This window comes from Nonomuraea angiospora (genome assembly GCF_014873145.1).
GTDB lineage: Bacteria > Actinomycetota > Actinomycetes > Streptosporangiales > Streptosporangiaceae > Nonomuraea > Nonomuraea angiospora.
The window spans coordinates 202,923-219,510 of record NZ_JADBEK010000001.1 but is presented as its reverse complement, the minus strand read 5'-3'; the positions used below and the strand labels follow the sequence as shown (position 1 = coordinate 219,510).

Below are 16,588 nucleotides of genomic sequence, written 5' to 3'. Positions count from 1 at the left end.
TGGTACACCTCAGGGCCGGGCGGCGACCCGGGTCCAGGCGGCGCTGGCGTCGTCGTGCCGTTTCCCGTGCACGGGGCCCCGGTGCCGCTCCAGCTCCCTGACCGCCGCGATCACCGCCTCGGGCCCCTGCCCGTCCAGCGCCGTCACGAGGTCGCGCCAGCTCCACCCGTACCACTCGACGAGCCGCGACACCCCGTCGGTGAGCAGGCCGACGCCGCGCGCGTCCGCCACGACGCCGCACAGCGCCTGCCGGGCCGCCTCGGGGCGGCTGCCCGCCACCCAGAACCCGCCGGGTGCGTTGCGCATCCGCCGCACCAGCTCCACCGTGTACGGCCGCCCGCCCGGCAGGGCCTCCACCCGGCCGTCGCTCACCGCCCGGACGCCGCCGCCGGCCAGCGAGAAGACGACGGGCGAATCGCCCAGCACGAGATATTCGACCCCGTTCCGGCCGGCGCGCACCATGGCCACCGTCGAGGACGGCGAGTCGGGGTCGTCCAGGTCGCAGGTGCCGGAGTGGGCGGCCACCGTCGTCGCGATGGCCGCCTCCAGGATCCCCGCCAGCGGCGCGTCATGATCGGCGCCCAGCCCCGCCGCCAGCGCGTCCCCGAGCCGCCGCACCAGCCACGGCACGTCGTGCGCGCAGCCGCCCGCGGCCCCGGGAGCGGCTGTCGCCCCGTCGAGCACGACGATCCACGACGGCCCCGCGAGCACCAGGTCCTCGTTGGGCCGCCCGGACCCGGGCCTGCTGGCCCAGGCGACCTGCGCGAACACGATCCCCTACACGATCACGAGCTCGCGCGGGGTGTTGTTGAGCCGCTCGGCGCCCGTGTCGGTGCAGACCACGATGTCCTCGATCCGCGCCCCGTGGCTGCCGGGCAGGTAGATCCCGGGCTCCACGGAGAACGCGAAGCCGGGCTCCATCGGCTCGCCGTTGCCGGAGACGATGTACGGCTCCTCGTGCGTCTCGATCCCGATGCCGTGGCCGGTGCGGTGGATGAAGTAGTCGCCGTATCCCGCCTCGGCGATGACGTCGCGGGCGGCCGCGTCGATCGACTCGCAGGAGACGCCCGGCCGCACCGCCGCGCAGGCCGCGTCCTGGGCCCGCCGCAGCACCTCGTAGTAGGCGGCGAAGTCCGCGGGCGGCTCCCCGACGCTGTACGTGCGCGTCGAGTCGGAGCAGTAGCCGTTGTGCAGCTGCCCGCCGATGTCCACCACGACCGGCTCCCCGGCCTGGATCACCCGGTCGGAGACGTCGTGGTGGGGGCTGGCCCCGTTGGGCCCGGAGGCGACGATGACGAAGTCGACGGTCGCGTGGCCGGTCGCCAGGATCGCCTCCGCGATGTCCCGGCCAACCTCGCGCTCGGTGCGCCCGGCACGCAGGAACTCCGGCACCCGCCGGTGCACCGCGTCGATCGCCTCGCCCGCCTCGCGCAGCGCCGCCACCTCCGCGGCCGACTTGCGCATGCGCAGCTCCCGCAGCACGGTCCCGGCCAGCACCTGCTCCGCGGCCGGCAGCACCTCGCGAAAGCGCAGCGACGACATGGCCCACATCCGGTCGGCCAGGCCCACCTTCGCGACCTGCCCGAGCCGCGCCGCCGCGATGGCGTACGGGTCGTCGGTCTCGTCCCACGCCACGAACTCCAGCCCCAGCCGCGAGGCGGGCGACGCCTGCGCCGCGGGCAGCTCCAGACGCGGCACCATCATGTACGGCTCGCCGGAGGCGGGCACCACGAGACACGTCAGCCGCTCCAGCGGCTTGGCCTCGTAGCCGCTCACGTAGCGCAAGTCGGGGCCGGGCGTCAGCAAAAGGGCGTCGAGACCGGCCTTGGCGGTGGCCTCCTGGACGGCGGTGAGACGGGACACGGGATACAGATCTGAGGACGTCACAGCCCATAATCTACTCGGACCGCGCCGCCTAAAATCCGCGAAAAGCTCTCACAACACGGCAAGCCCCCGCTACACTCCGTTCAAGATTGATCACGTAGTGTGGGGTCAATTGTCCATCTTTGAAAGTGGGACCATGGTCGACGTCGCAGGCGCGGCCGAGCCGCTCGGTCACAAGAGCAACAAGGGCCACACCGATCACCCGGGCTCCGAGAACGACGCCGAGATGCTCGCCGTACGGCTGGCGCACGCCCAGCGGCTCGGCAACATGGGCTGGGCCGAATGGCACATGCACAGCGGCGAGACGATCTGGTCCGACCAGGTCTACCTGATCTTCGGCCGTAACCCGGCCGACGGCCCGATCGCCCTGCCCGACCTGGCGAAACACGTCGAGCAGGCGGACATGGGCACGCTCGACCGGCTGCTGTGGGCAGCCGTCGAGAGCGTCGAGCCGGTCCAGGCGGAGTTCCGCATCCGCCGCCGCGGCGAGCTGCGCGACCTGCGCGTCGTCCTCGAACCCCTCATGGCCCCCGGCGGCCCCATCGGCCTGCACGGCGTCATCCAGGACATCACCGGCCGCCGCCGCGCCGAGCGCATGATGTCGGAGTCGCGCCGCCAGCTCCTCGAGGCCCGCGAGCAGGCCGCCGAAGAGCTCCACGTCATGCTCGCCCTGCGCGAGGCCATCCTCCCCGAGCACCCCGGCTGCCTCGACCTGCCGCACTCCACGATCGCGGTCCGGTACGTGCCCGCCGAGAAGACCGCGAGCCTGGGCGGCGACTGGTTCGAGGCCGCGCCCGCCCCCGACGGCCGGCTGCTGCTGGCCATCGGCGACGTCTCCGGCCACGGCCTGCCCGCCATCGCCCACATGGCCCAGCTCCGCCACGCCCTCGTCGGCCTGGCCATGACCGGCCAGCCCGCCCACCGGCTGCTCACCTGGCTGAACGACCTCGTCCTGCACCAGCTCAAGGAGACCACCGCCACCGCGATCATCGGCCATCTGGACCCGGAGACCCGGGTGTTCGCCTGGGGCCAGGCGGGCAACCTGGCGCCCATCCTCGTGCGCGACGGCGTCGCCAGCCAGCTCGACCAGCCCCGCGGCGTGCTGCTCGGCGCCGCCGCGGGCCGCCCGTACGAGCTGGCCACCACCCGGCTGCTGCCCGGGGACCTGCTGCTGATGTTCACCGACGGGCTGGTCGAGCGGCGCACCCGCGACATCGACGTCGGCCTCGACCTGGTCCTGGCCGCCGCCCGCGACGTGCCCGCCCGCGACCTGGACGCCGGGCTCGACCACCTCCTGGCCGACATCGGCGGCCCGAACCCCGAGGACGACGCCTGCCTGCTGGCGGTCTCCATACCGGCACAAGGCGCGGAACCGCTCGTCAAGGGTGCGACCATAGACCCGTGCTGATGCTTCTCGACACCCCGTCGCTCTACTTCCGCGCCTTCTTCGGCGTGCCGGAGTCGATCAAGGGCCCGGACGGCTCCCCGGTCAACGCCGTGCGCGGACTCATCGACATGATCGCCACTCTCGTCCGCCAGCACTCCCCCACCGAGCTCGTGGCCACGATGGACGCCGACTGGCGGCCCGCCTTCCGCGTCCAGGCGATCCCGACGTACAAGGCGCACCGCGTCGCCCACGGCGACACCGAGGAGGTGCCCGAGGCGCTCGTCCCGCAGATCGCCGTCATCCAGGACGTGCTCGACGCGCTCGGCATCGCCCGCCTGGAGTCGCCCGGCTACGAGGCCGACGACGTCATCGGCACCCTCACCCACCGGGCCCCGGGCACCGTGGACATCGTGACCGGCGACCGCGACCTGTTCCAGCTCGTCGACGACGCCCGCCCCGTACGCGTGCTCTACACCGCCCGCGGCATCCGCAACCTGCAGATCGTGGACGAGGCGTTCGTCACCGCCAAATACGGCATCCCCGGGCGCGCCTACGCCGACTTCGCCACCCTGCGCGGCGACCCCAGCGACGGCCTGCCCGGCGTGTCCGGCGTCGGCGAGAAGACCGCCGCCGCCCTCATCACCCGCTTCGGCTCGCTCGACGCCCTGCTCCAGGCCCTCGACGCGGGCGTCACCGACGGCTTCCCCGCGGGCGCCCGCACCAAGCTGGGCGCCGCCCGCGACTACCTGAGCGCCGCCCCCGCCGTCGTCAAGGTGGCCCCCGACGCGCCGCTGCCCGACGCCGACCTCACCCTGCCGGCCAAGCCGCGCGACCCGGAGGCCCTGGTGGCCCTCGCCGACCGCCACGGCCTCGACGGCCCGCTCAACCGCCTGCTCGACGTGCTGGGCCGCTAGCTGTCCAGGTAGGAACGGACGGCCTCCTGCGCGGCCTCGCGCAGGCGGGCGTGCACGACGACGTTCTCCTCGCGGTCGGTGCGCACCTCGACCACGCGCGGCCCCTCGCCGCGCAGCGCCTTGGACAGGTCGGAGAGGTCCTCCACCAGCGTGTACGGCGTGCGCGTGGCCGCCGCCACGTACGCGAGGTCCACCCCGTGCGGCGTGCCGAACACCCGCTCGAACGGGTCGCGCACCGCCGCCTGGGGCAGCAGCGAGAAGATCCCGCCCCCGTCGTTGTTGACGACCACGAAGCACAGGTCGGGCCGGGGCTCGCGGGGGCCGAGGATCAGCCCGTTCTGGTCGTGCAGGAACGACAGGTCGCCGATCAGCGCGTAGGAGGGGCCGTTGTGCGCCAGGGCCGCGCCCATCGCCGCGGACACCACGCCGTCGATGCCGGAGGCGCCCCTGCTGGCCATCAGCCTGATGCCGCGCCGCGGCCGCATCGACTGGTCCAGGTCGCGGATCGGCATCGAGGAGCCGCAGAACAGCAGCGCGCCGTTGGGCAGCGAGTCGACCAGGTCCCTGGCCAGGCGCGGCTCGCTCGTGCCCGAGGCGTCCAGCACCGCGTCCGTGGCCGACCTGACCACCGCGTCGGCCTGCCGCCAGGCGTGCAGCCACGAGTCGTCACCGGCCGCCACCGGGATCTCCACGGCCTGCGCCACCTGCGTGGCCGAGCGGGTGGGGTCGGGCCAGCGGCCCAGGTCGGGCGCCACCACGATGTGCTCCCCGGCCCGCTTCAGCCACGACAGCAGCGGCCTGGACAGCCCCGGCCGCCCCAGTGTCACGATCACGTCGGGCCGGTGGGCGTCCGCGAACTCCGGCGTGCCCAGCAGGTAGTGGTAGGTGGAGATCGAGTGGTCGCCGTAGCGGCCGCCGCCGTTGGGCTCCGACAGCACCGGCCAGCCCGCCATGCCCGCCGCCGCGACGTAGCGGCGCACGTTGGCGGCACCGTCGCCGACCACCAGCACGCCGCGCCTGGTCGGCGCGATGTGCAGCGCGACGGGCGGGGGCGCGACCCGGGCCCGCACCCACGGGCCGTTGCCGCCGCCGTCGAGCGGCTCGGACCAGGAGGTGTCGCCGTCGGGGATCAGCGGCTCCCTGAAGGCCAGGTTGAGGTGCACGGGCCCCGGGTCGGACGGGCCCGAGGCGCGCTGGTAGGCGCGGCAGGCCAGCGAGCGCCAGTAGGCGACCTGGCCGGGACGGTCCTCAGGCACCCCCACCTCGGCGAACCAGCGGGTCGACGAGCCGAACAGCTTGATCTGGTCGATCGTCTGGTTGGCGCCCGTGCCGCGCAGCTCGGGCGGCCGGTCGGCGGTCAGCAGCAGCAGCGGCACGCCGGACTCGCTCGCCTCGATCACCGCGGGGTGGAAGTTCGCCACGGCCGTGCCGGAGGAGCAGATCAGCGCCACCGGCCGCTCGCCGCGCTTGGCCAGCCCCAGCGCCAGGTAGGACGCCGACCGCTCGTCGATGCGCACGTGCAGGCGCACCCGCGACTCGGCGTGCAGCGCCAGCGCCAGCGGGGCGGAGCGCGAGCCGGGGGCCAGCACCACGTCGGTGAGGCCGCAGCGCACCAGCTCGTCGACCAGGACCGTGGCCAGTGCGGTAGCGGGGTTCAACGTGACGCCTCCTGCATCCGGCGAAGCCACTGGGGAGATTCAATCTCAAAAGCTGACAAATGCTGAAAATCCACCGTAGGACGCCGTACCGTCAGGGAGCCCTCCACCGGCACCAGGGAGTCGTCCACCACGTCGCCCGCCAGCAACGCCATCGTGCCCAGCCCGCACGCGTACGGCAACGCCGGCAGCGCCGCCGCCAGCGCCAGCCCCGCGGCCAGCCCGACGGACGTCTCCACAGCGCTGGAGACCACGGCGGGCAGCCCGCACGCCTCCACCACCTTGAGCGCCGCGCGCACCCCGCCGAGCGGCTGCACCTTGACCACCGCGATGTCGGCCGCCTCGGCCGCGCGCACCCGCAGCGGGTCCTCCGCCCTGCGGATGGACTCGTCGGCCGCGATCGGCACGTCGCAGGCCCGCCGCACCGCGGCCAGCTCCTCCAGCGTGGCGCACGGCTGCTCGGCGTATTCCAGGTCGAACCGGTCGAGCCGCTTGAGCCGGCGCACCGCCTCGTCCACGTCCCACGCGCCGTTGGCGTCGATCCGCAGCCGGCCGCCCGGCCCGAGCGCGTCGCGCACGGCCTCCACCCTGGCCACGTCGTCGTCGAAGCTCTGGCCGCGCTCGGCGACCTTGACCTTGGCCGTGCCGCAGCCCGAGCGCCGGACGATGTCATGGGCCTGCTCGGGCCCCACGGCGGGCACGGTCGCGTTGACGGGGACGCTGTCGCGCACCGGCTCCGGCCAGCCCTCGAAGGCCGCCTCGCGGGCGCACGCCAGCCAGCGGGCGCACTCGCGCGGGCCGTATTCGGGGAACGGGGAGAACTCCCCCCACCCGGCGGGACCGTGCAGCAGCACGCCTTCCCTGACGGTCTGTCCACGGAACCGGGTGCGCATGGGGATGCGGAAGACCACGGGAGAACGCGTCACGACCCTCCCTGCGCCTTCTGTCCGACCTGTCGCCACTAACCTTACGAGCATGTGGAGGAACCCGTCGCATCCGGACCGTCCGCTGCATGCCATTGTGCAGCCTCCCGGACCCGCCCTGTACACGGCGATCCGCGACGCGCTGAGCGGCGAGGGCCCCGCCGTCCTCCCCCTGGCCCCGGGCCAGTCCGAGGCGGCCGTGGCCGCGCTGCGCCCCACGCACGCCGGCGGCGCGCTCCTGAGCGACGGCGAGGGCGTCCCCTCCGGCGTGGCGGTCGTGATCGCCACCAGCGGCAGCACCGGCGCCCCCAAGGGCGTGCTGCTCTCGGCCGCCGCCCTGCGCGCCTCGGCCGCCGCCTCCCTGCGCCGCGTGGGGGCCGCCAAGGGCGAGCGCTGGCTGTGCTGCCTGCCCGTCTCCCACATCGCCGGCCTCCAGGTCCTGGTACGCGCCCTGCTGTCGGAGAGCGAGCCGATCATCCACGCCCGGTTCGACCCGCACGAGGTGCTCGGTTCGGGGGCCGACCACGTCTCCCTCGTCCCCACCCAGCTGCACCGGCTGGTCGAGCTGGGGGCGGACCTGTCGGTGTTCCGCACGATCCTGCTCGGCGGCGCCGCGCCCCGGCCGGGGCTGCTGGAGCGGGCCCGGGACCTCGGCGCCCGGATCGTGACGACGTACGGGATGAGCGAGACGTGCGGCGGCTGCGTCTACGACGGCCGGCCCCTCGACAACGTGGAGGTCAAGATCGGCGAGGACGGGCTGGTCAGGATCGCCGGCGCCGTGCTGTTCTCCGGCTACCGCTTCGGCGCCGCCGACCCGTTCGACGGCGACTGGTTCCGCACCTCCGACCTGGGCGAGATGGCCGGGGGCCGGCTGCGCGTGCTGGGACGGGCCGACGACGTGATCAACACCGGCGGCGAGAAGGTGGTGGCCGCCGCCGTGGCCGAGGTGCTCGGCACCCACCCGGAGGTGGCCGACGTGGCCGTGATCGGCACGCCCGACGCGGAGTGGGGCGAACTGGTCACCGCCATCGTGGTGGCCGCCAATCCCGACACGCCACTCACGCTTCCCCAATTGAGGGCGTTCTGCCGCGATAAGCTTCCCCCTCACGCCGCCCCACGCAGCCTGCGCCTGGTGCCCCAGCTGCCGCTGCTGCCGAACGGGAAGACCGACTTCGTCCGGCTCCGGGCAGGAACCTGATGAGTTGCGGCTGCGTCTTAGTTGGGGAGAGGGAGGGAGCCTTCATGGATCAGACCCGCAAGATGTGGGCATCCGCGGCCATCGTCGGCGTCATCGTCGCCGGAGGAGCCTCAGTCGCGGCGGCCGCCTCGGCGGGCAAGCTCGACCAGGTCGCCAAGGAGACCCGAGCCGTGGTGGAGAAGGTACCGCCGGCGTCGGCCCCGACGCCCACGACCAGCGACGACGGGACCGTGGTGTCCCACGACGTCAACCCGGACCCCGACGCGGTCGTCGACTACTGGACGGACCAGCGCCTGCAGGACGCCCAGCCGATGCCCATGCCCGAGGTTTCGGCCGGGGAGATCAAGATCGGGGAATAGGACTGACGGGAGGGGTGGTTCGTCCATTGGGCGCTCCGCCCCTTTTTCGTCTCACCGGGAACAAATGACAGCGATTGGCGTTATTGATACTGGTGCGCCGTGCGGACCGAAGCCGCCCCACCACAACCTGCCTGATCGCTTCCACTCCGTACGGAGGAGGTGTCCTCATGCCCAGAACCGCCGTAGCGACCCCATCTGCGACTCTCGACCAACTCATTGAACGAGGGCGAGCCCAGGGTCACCTTTCTCTCGCGGAGCTGCGTGACGCGTTCGCCGACGCCGGTATCAGCCCCTCTGAAGGCCGCACGATCCTGCGCGAGCTCTCGGAGAGCGGTGTGAGCCTGGCCGCCGAGAACGAGCCGTCTCTCAGCAAGACCGCCCCGAAGACCTCCAGGAAGCCCGCGCGTGCAAAGACTACCGGCCGCAAGGCGGCGGAGGCAAAAACCGGCCCGCCCAAGAACGGCACGGCCAAGAACGGCACGGTGAAGAGCGCCACCGACGCGGCCGCCAGGGCCGTGACCCGCTCCGAGCCCAAGCCGGAGCACGAGGAGGACCTGCCCGACGACCTCGCGCTGAGCGCCGAGGACGCCGAGATCGAGAACGAGCAGATCGACCTGGACGACACCCAGTCGGCCATGGGCGACTCCGTGCACACCTACCTCAAGTCCATCGGCCGCCGCACGCTGCTCACCGCGGCGCAGGAGGTCGAGCTGGCCCGGCGGATCGAGGCGGGCCTGTACGCCGAGTACAAGCTGGAGACCGAGCCCGACCTGCCCGTCTCCGCCCAGGACGACCTCCTGCTGGTGGTCGAGGACGGCAAGCGGGCCAAGGACCACATGCTGGAGGCCAACCTCCGGCTCGTGGTGTCGGTCGCCAAGAAGTACACCGACCGCGGCATGTCGCTCCTGGACGTGGTCCAGGAGGGCAACCTGGGGCTGATCAGGGCCGTGGAGAAGTTCGACTACACCAAGGGCTTCAAGTTCTCCACGTACGCCATGTGGTGGATCAGGCAGGCCATCCAGCGCGGCTTCGCCGACTCGGCCCGTACGATCCGGCTGCCCGTGCACGTGCTGGAGATGCTGTCCAAGCTGTCGCGCGTCGAGCGTGACATGCACCAGCGCCTGGGGCGCGAGCCCACGCCCGAGGAGCTGGCCGTCGAGCTGGACAAGACGCCCGACCAGATCGAGGAGCTGCTGCGCACCAGCCGCCAGCCGATCTCGCTCAACGCCACGATCGGCGAGGACGGGGAGACCACGATCGGCGACCTCATCGAGGACGTGGACTCGCCCGAGGCTTCGGAGATCGTCGACCGCCAGCTGCTGGGCGACCAGCTGCGCGGCGTGCTCGACAACCTCTCGCCCCGGGAGTCGAAGATCATGGCGCTCCGCTTCGGCCTGGTGGACGGCAAGCCCCACACGCTGGACGAGATCGGCAAGCACCTGGGGCTGACCCGGGAGCGGATCCGCCAGCTGGAGAAGGAGTCGCTCTCCAAGCTCCGCCACCCCAGCAACACCCGCCCGCTGCTGGACTGGGCGAGCTGAGAAACCCGAAGCCCCGGCACAACGAGGGAGGCTGTGCCGGGGCTTCTTCATGCCCGTGGGCGGGCGGGACGTCAGAGGGTCGCGGGCACCGGGCGCGGCACGCGCGGGATCCCCCACATCCGGTTGTCCTCGCGCAGCGTGCGCAGCCGGTCGACCTCGGCCGTCCACATCGACCCGGCGGGCGTCGCCTTGGCCTTGCGGCGCGCGATCCGGTCGTCGTAGGACTTCACCCCGAACGTGGCCCGCTGCCCCGCCTCGGCGGCGCGCAGGGCGTCGGTCAGCGCGCGGTCGAAGGCCCGCCCGGCTGCCAGCAGCTCGATCTCGTCCGCCGCCGCGGCCCGCAGCTCACGCAGCGTCTCCTCGGCCTGCCGGGCCTTGTCGAGCAATTCGGGGTAGCTCTTGGAGATCTCCTGGTCCGCGTGGTAGCGAACCTCGGCCTCACGGCTCACCCGCGGACGGAAAAACGCCATCGACCCTGCCCTTTCACACAGCCGGTACTCGTTCAACCGCCAAGGGTACGCCGTCGTGCGACACAGCGGGAAATCGACCCGGCGCGACCGCCTTTACGAAGTAAGATGATCTCCATGCCCGCCAAGAGACCGCCCGTCCCGCTCTCCCGCGAGCGCATCATCGAGGCCGCACTCCACATCGCCGACAGCCAGGGCCTGCGCCGGCTCACCATGCGCCGGCTGGGCGACGCCCTGGAGGTGGAGGCCATGGCCATCTACCACCACCTGCCCAGGGGCAAGGAGGCGCTGATGGACGCCCTGGCCGAGCACGTCACCGCGGTCCGCGTCGAGCAGGCCGCCACCTGGCAGGAGACGGCCAAGGCCTGGTGCCGGGCGGGGCGGGAGCTGCTGCGCGAGCATCCGGGCGTGCTGGCGCTGGCCCTGACCAAGCCGCCCAAGGGCGCCACGGCCCTGGCCATCAGGGAGCAGACCGAGCAGCTCGCCGACGGGGGGCTGGCCGACGCGGCGGAGGCCGTGCGGGCACTGAGGGCCTTCGTCTTCGGCAGCGTGGCCGTCGAGGTGCAGCAGTCGGGCTGGGCCGATCCCGAAGTTGACGAATGGGTCAGGCGGGACGAAAGAGCCGATATCGATTTCGAGCGCGGACTCGACGCTCTGCTCAAGGGATTGCAAACGTAGTGCGCGTGTCGCGCTTGGACCGTTATCCTGCATACGGCACGCTGTGTCGAAGGTCACACGAACGGGGATCCCTTCTGTAACAGTCCTGATGGACTATGTCCGGGAGTGTGACATCCGTCGCACACTTGCCAGAACAATTACCCGAGCCGGCTCCCGCCCCTCCCAACGGGAGCATCCCACGAGATATCGGAGGCACGCCGATGTGCCCGCACGACCCGGCCTGTCCGGATGCCGAGGCGCCCGACCGCGAGAAGGCACGCACTCTCGCCTGCCACCCCGAACAGGGGTGGAGCCTGCTCTGCAACGGTGTCGTCCTGTTCGAGGACACCGGGGAGCTGCTGCCCAGCGGCGCCGCCATCGCACCACACCGACCCGTGGTCGGCGCGGCGTGAACTAGGCGTAGTGGACTATCCACTCCGCCACGACCTCGCCCACTCGGGCGGGGTCCTTCTTGAGGTCGTGTCCCTCCCCCGGCAGCACCACCAGGCGTGCCGCGTCAGCGGCGTCCGGCACGCCGAACGGATCCCGGTCCCCGTTGACCACCAGCACGTCCACTCCGGCGCCGCGTAGCTCGTCGGCCCTGGAGCGTTCCGGCTTCCCCGGCGGGTGCAGCGGAAAGGCCAGCGCCACCACGGCCGCCGCGCCGACCGCCCCGGCCGTACGGCAGGCGACCCGCGCCCCGTTGCTCCGCCCTCCCTGCACCAGCGGCAGCCCCGGCCAGAGCGTGCGCACCTCCTTCAGGACGATCTCCCACGCCTCGTCCTGTTTGACCGCCGACCCCGGCGCCCGCGCCCCCGCCACCCTGAACGCCTGCGTCACCCTGGCCACGACGGCCCCGGCCTTGAGCGCGGCGTCCCGTACGGCGAGCAGGTCGGGAGCGTCCACTCCCCCGGCCGAACCGTGGGTGAGCACCAGCAGCAGCCGCGGGTCCGCCACCTCGTCCACCTGGACGAGCGCGCTCCCTCGCGGGGTCATGACCTCCATGCCAGCACCGTACCTGGGGAGGATCGCGCCCTAGCCCTCAGGTTGGATGACGGCGTGGCGCCGGCGATGGATGATTGCTGTCATGCCAGATAAGCGCCCCATCCGGGACGATCTCCAGGCCACCCTGGACGCCCGCCGGGACCTCGGTCCCGAGTACGAAACCGCGCTCGTCGAGTCGTTCGTGGAGCGGCTCGACGCCACGATCTCCGCCCGCGTACGGGCCGAGCTGGACCACCACGGCGCCGCGCCGCACCGGCAGAAGAGCCCTCCGGGCGCGGCGATGATCCCGATCGCGCTGGGCTCGATGGGCATCGGCATCCCCCTGACGGCCATCGCGGCCGGCAACGCGGGGCTGGTGGGGCTGACGATCACGTGGCTCGCGATCGTGGTCATCAACGTGGCCTCGGCCGCGGCCATCATGCGCCGCAACTGACCTCGGCGCGTACACGGCGGACACCTGGCGGAGGCCCACGGGAGCGCCCCCGCCCCCTTCCGCTGCCGCGTCTCGCTCCACGGAGGCTGCCGAGGACGCGTATAGCGCGCGAGCGTCGAGCAAACGCAGCAGGCAGGCGCGCATCAGACGGGCGTCGCAGGCAGGGTGCAGGCGTCATGCCCGGACGTCATATCGGGACGTCATGCGGGGCGTGCACCAGGAGTCTCAGGCCCGCCGACGCGCATCGAGCGGACGCCCGCCAGGAGTCCCGGCATGAAGCCGGCCGGGCGTCAGGCGTCGCGGTGGTAGCGGAGGCGGACCTCGGCGGCGAGGGTCTCGTCCTCGTGCTCCAGCCCGTACGACCACACCCGCCCCGCGTCCTCGGCGCGCCCCCGCAGCGGCAGGGTCCGGGCCAGGAGCTCGATGGCCAGGGCGCTGGTCTGCGGATCAGCCCCGTACTCGACGCTCTCCGCGAACTCCGCGCAGGCCAGCTCCAGGTGCGCGATCCCGAGCTGGACCCGCAGCCCCGGCACCTCCTCGGCCGGAGCCTCCTCCAGCGCGTCCAGGAGCACGTCGGCCGCCGCCCCCGGCTCCCCGTGCTCCAGCAGCAGGCCGGCCAGCTCCTGGGCCGCCCGCGCGCCGACGCCCGGGTCGCCGCTCTCCATGGCGGCCCGCAGCTCCTTCTCGGCCTCGTCCAGGTCGCCGGCCGCCGTCGCCAGGCGGGCCAGCGCGAGGTGGGCCAGCGGCACGTACGCGGCCGTGCCGACCCCCAGGACGGCCTGCCAGGCGGCCCTGGCCTGCTCGGCGCGGCCCTCCCGCTCGAACCCCTGGGCCAGGTGGCAGGCGGCCTGGGCGGCGTACTCGGGGTGCCCGGTGGCCAGCGCGGTCCGGGCGGCGGCCCTGGCGGCCTCGACGTCGCCGCGCTCCTCCAGCACCACGGCGAGCCCCACCGCGGCCTGGGCCCGGTCCGGGCCGTGGGGGTCGGCGACCAGCTCGGCGAGTATGGCGGCGGCGCCGTCGAGATCACCGCGTTCGGCCAGGCGGCGGGCGGCGTCGAGGGGCGGGGTCTCCAGCTCTGAGGACGTCAAGAGAGCTCCTTCTGGCGACAGTCGCACCGAGCCTAACCATTTCTGGCGATCATGTCTGCTCAGTTGACGCGGAAGGACTGACCGGCTTCGGACGCCTGCTCAGCGGCAGGCGCCGAAGGCCACCCCGCCAGGCTCCTAGTCGCTCCTAGTCCTCGTACGCGAAGCGACGAGGACCCACGCCGCCAGGCTCCTAGTCCTCGTACGCCTCCAGCGGCGGGCAGGAGCACACCAGGTTCCGGTCGCCGTAGGCCTGGTCGATCCGGCGCACCGGCACCCAGTACTTCCCGTCCCGCAACGACGGCAGCGGATAGGCGGCCTCGCTGCGCGGGTACGGGTGGGTCCACTCGTCGGCGCTGACCGACTCGGCCGTGTGGGGCGCGTTGCGCAGCGGGTTGTCCGCCGCGTCGTAGGCCCCCGACGCCACCTTGTCGATCTCGCCGCGGATGGCGACCAGCGCCTCCACGAACCGGTCGAGCTCCCCGAGGTCCTCGCTCTCGGTCGGCTCGATCATCAGCGTCCCCGCCACGGGGAAGGACATGGTCGGCGCGTGGAAGCCGTAGTCGATCAGCCGCTTGGCCACGTCGTCCACGGTGACCCCGGTCTCCTTGGTGATCTGCCGCAGGTCGACGATGCACTCGTGGGCCACCAGCCCGCCGCGCCCCGTGTAGAGCACGGGGTAGTGCGGGGCGAGGCGCCTGGCCAGGTAGTTGGCCGACAGGATGGCCTGCTCGGTGGCCGCCGTGAGCCCCTCGGAGCCCATCATCCTGATATACGCCCAGGAGATCGGCAGGATGCCGGCCGAGCCGTACGGGGCCGCCGAGACGGGGCCCACCGGCGTGCCGTTGTGCAGCGGGTGCCCGGGCAGGAAGGCCGCCAGGTGGCCGCGGACCGCGACGGGGCCGACGCCCGGACCGCCGCCGCCGTGCGGGATGCAGAACGTCTTGTGCAGGTTGAGGTGGGACACGTCGGCCCCGAACTCGCCGGGCTTGGCCAGCCCGACCAGCGCGTTGAGGTTGGCCCCGTCCACGTAGACCTGGCCGCCGGCCTCGTGCACCTTGGCGCACACCTCGGTGATCGTCTCCTCGTACACACCGTGCGTCGAGGGGTACGTCACCATGATCGCGGCCAGCGCGTCACGGTGCTTGGCGATCTTGGCGTCGAGGTCGGCCAGGTCCACGTTGCCGTCGGCGTCGCAGGCCACGACCACGACCCGCATGCCGGCCATGACCGCGCTGGCGGCGTTGGTGCCGTGGGCGGAGGACGGGATGAGGCAGACGTCGCGCTCGCCGTGGCCGTTGGCACGGTGGTAGGCGCGGATGGCCAGCAGCCCGGCGAACTCGCCCTGGGAGCCGGCGTTCGGCTGGATGGAGACGCGGTCGTAGCCGGTCACCTCGGCCAGCCAGCCCTCCAGCGTGCCGATCAGCTCGCGGTAGCCCTCGGCCTGGTCGTCCGGCGCGTACGGGTGGATCGCGGCGAACTCGGGCCAGGTGATCGGCTCCATCTCGGTGGTCGCGTTCAGCTTCATGGTGCAGGAGCCGAGCGGGATCATGGAGCGGTCGAGCGCGATGTCCTTGTCCTGCAGCTTGCGCAGGTAGCGCAGCATGGCGGTCTCGGAGCGGTGGCTGTGGAAGACCGGGTGGGCGAGGTAGCCGGACTCGCGCACCAGCGCGGCGGGCAGCGCGTCCTCGTCGAGAGCCACGTCGCCGCCCTCGACGCCGCCCTCGACGCCAAAGGCGGCCCACACCTTGGCGACCTCGGCGGCGCCGGTCTTCTCGTCGCAGGAGATCGACACGTGGTCGTCGTCCACCCGCCAGAGGTTCACGCCGTGCTCGACGGCGGCGGCGACCACCTCGGCGGCCCGGCCGGGCACGCGGACGAGCACGGTGTCGAAGAACTCGCGGTGCACGACCTCCAGGCCCGCCTGGCGCAGCCCGCCGGCCAGGGCCACGGCGTGCCGGTGGACCCGGTGGGCGATCCGGCGCAGCCCCTCGGGGCCGTGGTAGACGGCGTACATGCTCGCGATGACGGCGAGCAGCACCTGCGCGGTGCAGATGTTGCTGGTGGCCTTCTCGCGGCGGATGTGCTGCTCGCGGGTCTGCAGGGCCAGCCGGTAGGCGGGGTCGCCGTCGGCGTCCACCGACACGCCCACCAGGCGGCCGGGGAGCTGGCGCTGCAGGCCCTCGCGTACGGACATGTAGGCCGCGTGCGGCCCGCCGAACCCGAACGGCACCCCGAAGCGCTGCGAGGACCCGATCGCGATGTCGGCGCCCAGCTCGCCGGGCGCGGCGACCAGGGTGAGGGCCAGCAGGTCGGCGGCGGCCACGACGAGCGCGCCCGCCTCGTGCGCGGCGGCGGCCACGGCGCGGAAGTCGCGCAGCCGCCCGGAAGCGCCCGGGTACTGGACGAGCACGCCGAAGCACTCGGGCAGCTCGCCCTCGAGGGAGTGCTCCACCAGCGTGATGCCCAGGGGCTCGGCCCTGGTGGCGAGCACGGCCTTGGTCTGCGGCAGCGCGTCGGCGTCCACCACGAACACGTTGCTCTTGGACTTGCCCGAGCGGCGGGCCAGGGTCATCGCCTCGGCGGCGGCCGTGGCCTCGTCGAGGAGGGAGGCGCCCGCGACGGGCAGGCCCGTCAGGTCGGAGACGACGGTCTGGAAGTTCAGCAGCGCCTCGAGGCGGCCCTGTGAGATCTCCGGCTGGTACGGGGTGTAGGCCGTGTACCAGCCCGGGTTCTCCAGCAGGTTGCGCCGGATGACGGCGGGCGTGATCGTGTCGTGGTAGCCCAGGCCGATCATGGAGGTGAGCACGCGGTTGCGCCCGGCCAGGGCGCGCAGCTCGGCGATGGCCTCGGCCTCACCGACCGCGGCGGGCAGTTGCAGCCGGTCCTTGGCCCTGATGGCCTCGGGGACGGCCACGGCCACCAGATCCGCCACGGATTCGAAGCCCACGGCCTCGAGCATGCGCTGCTGCTCGGCCGCGGACGGGCCGATGTGCCTGGACGAGAACGGCGGAGCTGATAGGTCGGTCATGGACGGTGCCTCCCGAGGCTATGGAGACCGGCGCCGTGGCGCGGGCGAA

The 16,588-nt window shown here is 72.8% G+C and carries 16 protein-coding genes; 8 read left to right on the top strand and 8 right to left on the bottom strand.

Features of this window, described 5'->3' with window-relative positions:
- Positions 1-9 precede the first annotated feature (9 nt).
- The gene (locus H4W80_RS00980) at positions 10-771 is read right to left on the bottom strand and encodes a protein phosphatase 2C domain-containing protein (RefSeq protein ID WP_192783305.1); all 762 of its coding nucleotides are present in this window, start codon (positions 769-771) and stop codon (positions 10-12) included.
- 6 nt (positions 772-777) lie between these two features.
- Complete coding sequence (locus H4W80_RS00975; protein ID WP_318786650.1) at positions 778-1,887, bottom strand: M24 family metallopeptidase; 1,110 nt, start codon at positions 1,885-1,887, stop codon at positions 778-780.
- 133 nt (positions 1,888-2,020) lie between these two features.
- Here H4W80_RS00975 and H4W80_RS00970 point away from each other — a divergent pair, with 133 nt between their 5' ends.
- Both H4W80_RS00970 and H4W80_RS00965 read left to right on the top strand, forming a co-directional pair.
- Positions 2,021-3,292 carry a PP2C family protein-serine/threonine phosphatase gene (locus H4W80_RS00970; RefSeq protein WP_192783304.1) on the top strand — a complete coding sequence of 424 codons (1,272 nt, stop codon included), beginning with the start codon at positions 2,021-2,023 and terminating at the stop codon, positions 3,290-3,292.
- On the top strand, positions 3,292-4,185 hold the full coding sequence (locus H4W80_RS00965; protein ID WP_192793200.1) for a 5'-3' exonuclease: 894 nt from the start codon (positions 3,292-3,294) through the stop codon (positions 4,183-4,185). Before H4W80_RS00970 ends, H4W80_RS00965 begins: the two co-directional genes overlap by 1 nt.
- Here the strand turns inward: H4W80_RS00965 and menD are convergent.
- Both menD and H4W80_RS00955 read right to left on the bottom strand, forming a co-directional pair.
- The gene (gene menD, locus H4W80_RS00960; protein ID WP_192783303.1) at positions 4,182-5,843 is read right to left on the bottom strand and encodes a 2-succinyl-5-enolpyruvyl-6-hydroxy-3-cyclohexene-1-carboxylic-acid synthase; all 1,662 of its coding nucleotides are present in this window, start codon (positions 5,841-5,843) and stop codon (positions 4,182-4,184) included. The genes H4W80_RS00965 and menD overlap by 4 nt on opposite strands.
- Complete coding sequence (locus tag H4W80_RS00955; protein ID WP_225964353.1) at positions 5,840-6,733, bottom strand: o-succinylbenzoate synthase; 894 nt, start codon at positions 6,731-6,733, stop codon at positions 5,840-5,842. The genes menD and H4W80_RS00955 overlap by 4 nt, the downstream gene beginning before the upstream one ends.
- A gap of 82 nt (positions 6,734-6,815) precedes the next feature.
- Between H4W80_RS00955 and H4W80_RS00950 the strand changes: the two genes are divergently transcribed.
- From H4W80_RS00950 to H4W80_RS00940, 3 genes are all read left to right on the top strand, one after another.
- Complete coding sequence (locus tag H4W80_RS00950) at positions 6,816-7,961, top strand: AMP-binding protein (protein ID WP_192783302.1); 1,146 nt, start codon at positions 6,816-6,818, stop codon at positions 7,959-7,961.
- 44 nt (positions 7,962-8,005) lie between these two features.
- Complete coding sequence (locus H4W80_RS00945) at positions 8,006-8,320, top strand: hypothetical protein (RefSeq protein ID WP_192783301.1); 315 nt, start codon at positions 8,006-8,008, stop codon at positions 8,318-8,320.
- 167 nt (positions 8,321-8,487) lie between these two features.
- Complete coding sequence (locus tag H4W80_RS00940) at positions 8,488-9,861, top strand: RNA polymerase sigma factor (protein ID WP_192783300.1); 1,374 nt, start codon at positions 8,488-8,490, stop codon at positions 9,859-9,861.
- Positions 9,862-9,932: 71 nt separating this feature from the next.
- Here the strand turns inward: H4W80_RS00940 and H4W80_RS00935 are convergent, their stop codons facing one another.
- Positions 9,933-10,310: a hypothetical protein gene (locus H4W80_RS00935; RefSeq protein WP_318786647.1), complete on the bottom strand. Its 378-nt coding sequence runs from the start codon at positions 10,308-10,310 to the stop codon at positions 9,933-9,935.
- 135 nt (positions 10,311-10,445) lie between these two features.
- Between H4W80_RS00935 and H4W80_RS00930 the strand changes: the two genes are divergently transcribed.
- Both H4W80_RS00930 and H4W80_RS00925 read left to right on the top strand, forming a co-directional pair.
- On the top strand, positions 10,446-11,006 hold the full coding sequence (locus tag H4W80_RS00930) for a TetR/AcrR family transcriptional regulator C-terminal domain-containing protein (protein ID WP_192783298.1): 561 nt from the start codon (positions 10,446-10,448) through the stop codon (positions 11,004-11,006).
- 200 nt (positions 11,007-11,206) lie between these two features.
- The gene (locus tag H4W80_RS00925) at positions 11,207-11,398 is read left to right on the top strand and encodes a DUF5999 family protein (RefSeq protein WP_185074362.1); all 192 of its coding nucleotides are present in this window, start codon (positions 11,207-11,209) and stop codon (positions 11,396-11,398) included.
- A 1-nt stretch (position 11,399) separates the two neighbouring features.
- Here the strand turns inward: H4W80_RS00925 and H4W80_RS00920 are convergent, their stop codons facing one another.
- On the bottom strand, positions 11,400-11,990 hold the full coding sequence (locus tag H4W80_RS00920; RefSeq protein ID WP_192783297.1) for an alpha/beta hydrolase family protein: 591 nt from the start codon (positions 11,988-11,990) through the stop codon (positions 11,400-11,402).
- Positions 11,991-12,072: 82 nt separating this feature from the next.
- On the opposite strand from H4W80_RS00920, the gene H4W80_RS00915 reads away from it, so the two are divergent.
- Entirely contained in the window at positions 12,073-12,423 is a 351-nt protein-coding gene (locus H4W80_RS00915) for a hypothetical protein (protein WP_192783296.1), read from the top strand.
- A gap of 290 nt (positions 12,424-12,713) precedes the next feature.
- On the opposite strand, the gene H4W80_RS00910 is transcribed toward H4W80_RS00915, so the two are convergent.
- Positions 12,714-13,511 carry a tetratricopeptide repeat protein gene (locus H4W80_RS00910; protein WP_192783295.1) on the bottom strand — a complete coding sequence of 266 codons (798 nt, stop codon included), beginning with the start codon at positions 13,509-13,511 and terminating at the stop codon, positions 12,714-12,716.
- Between the two features lie 190 nt (positions 13,512-13,701).
- On the bottom strand, positions 13,702-16,539 hold the full coding sequence (gcvP, locus tag H4W80_RS00905; RefSeq protein ID WP_192783294.1) for an aminomethyl-transferring glycine dehydrogenase: 2,838 nt from the start codon (positions 16,537-16,539) through the stop codon (positions 13,702-13,704).
- Between the last annotated feature and the right edge of the window lie 49 nt (positions 16,540-16,588).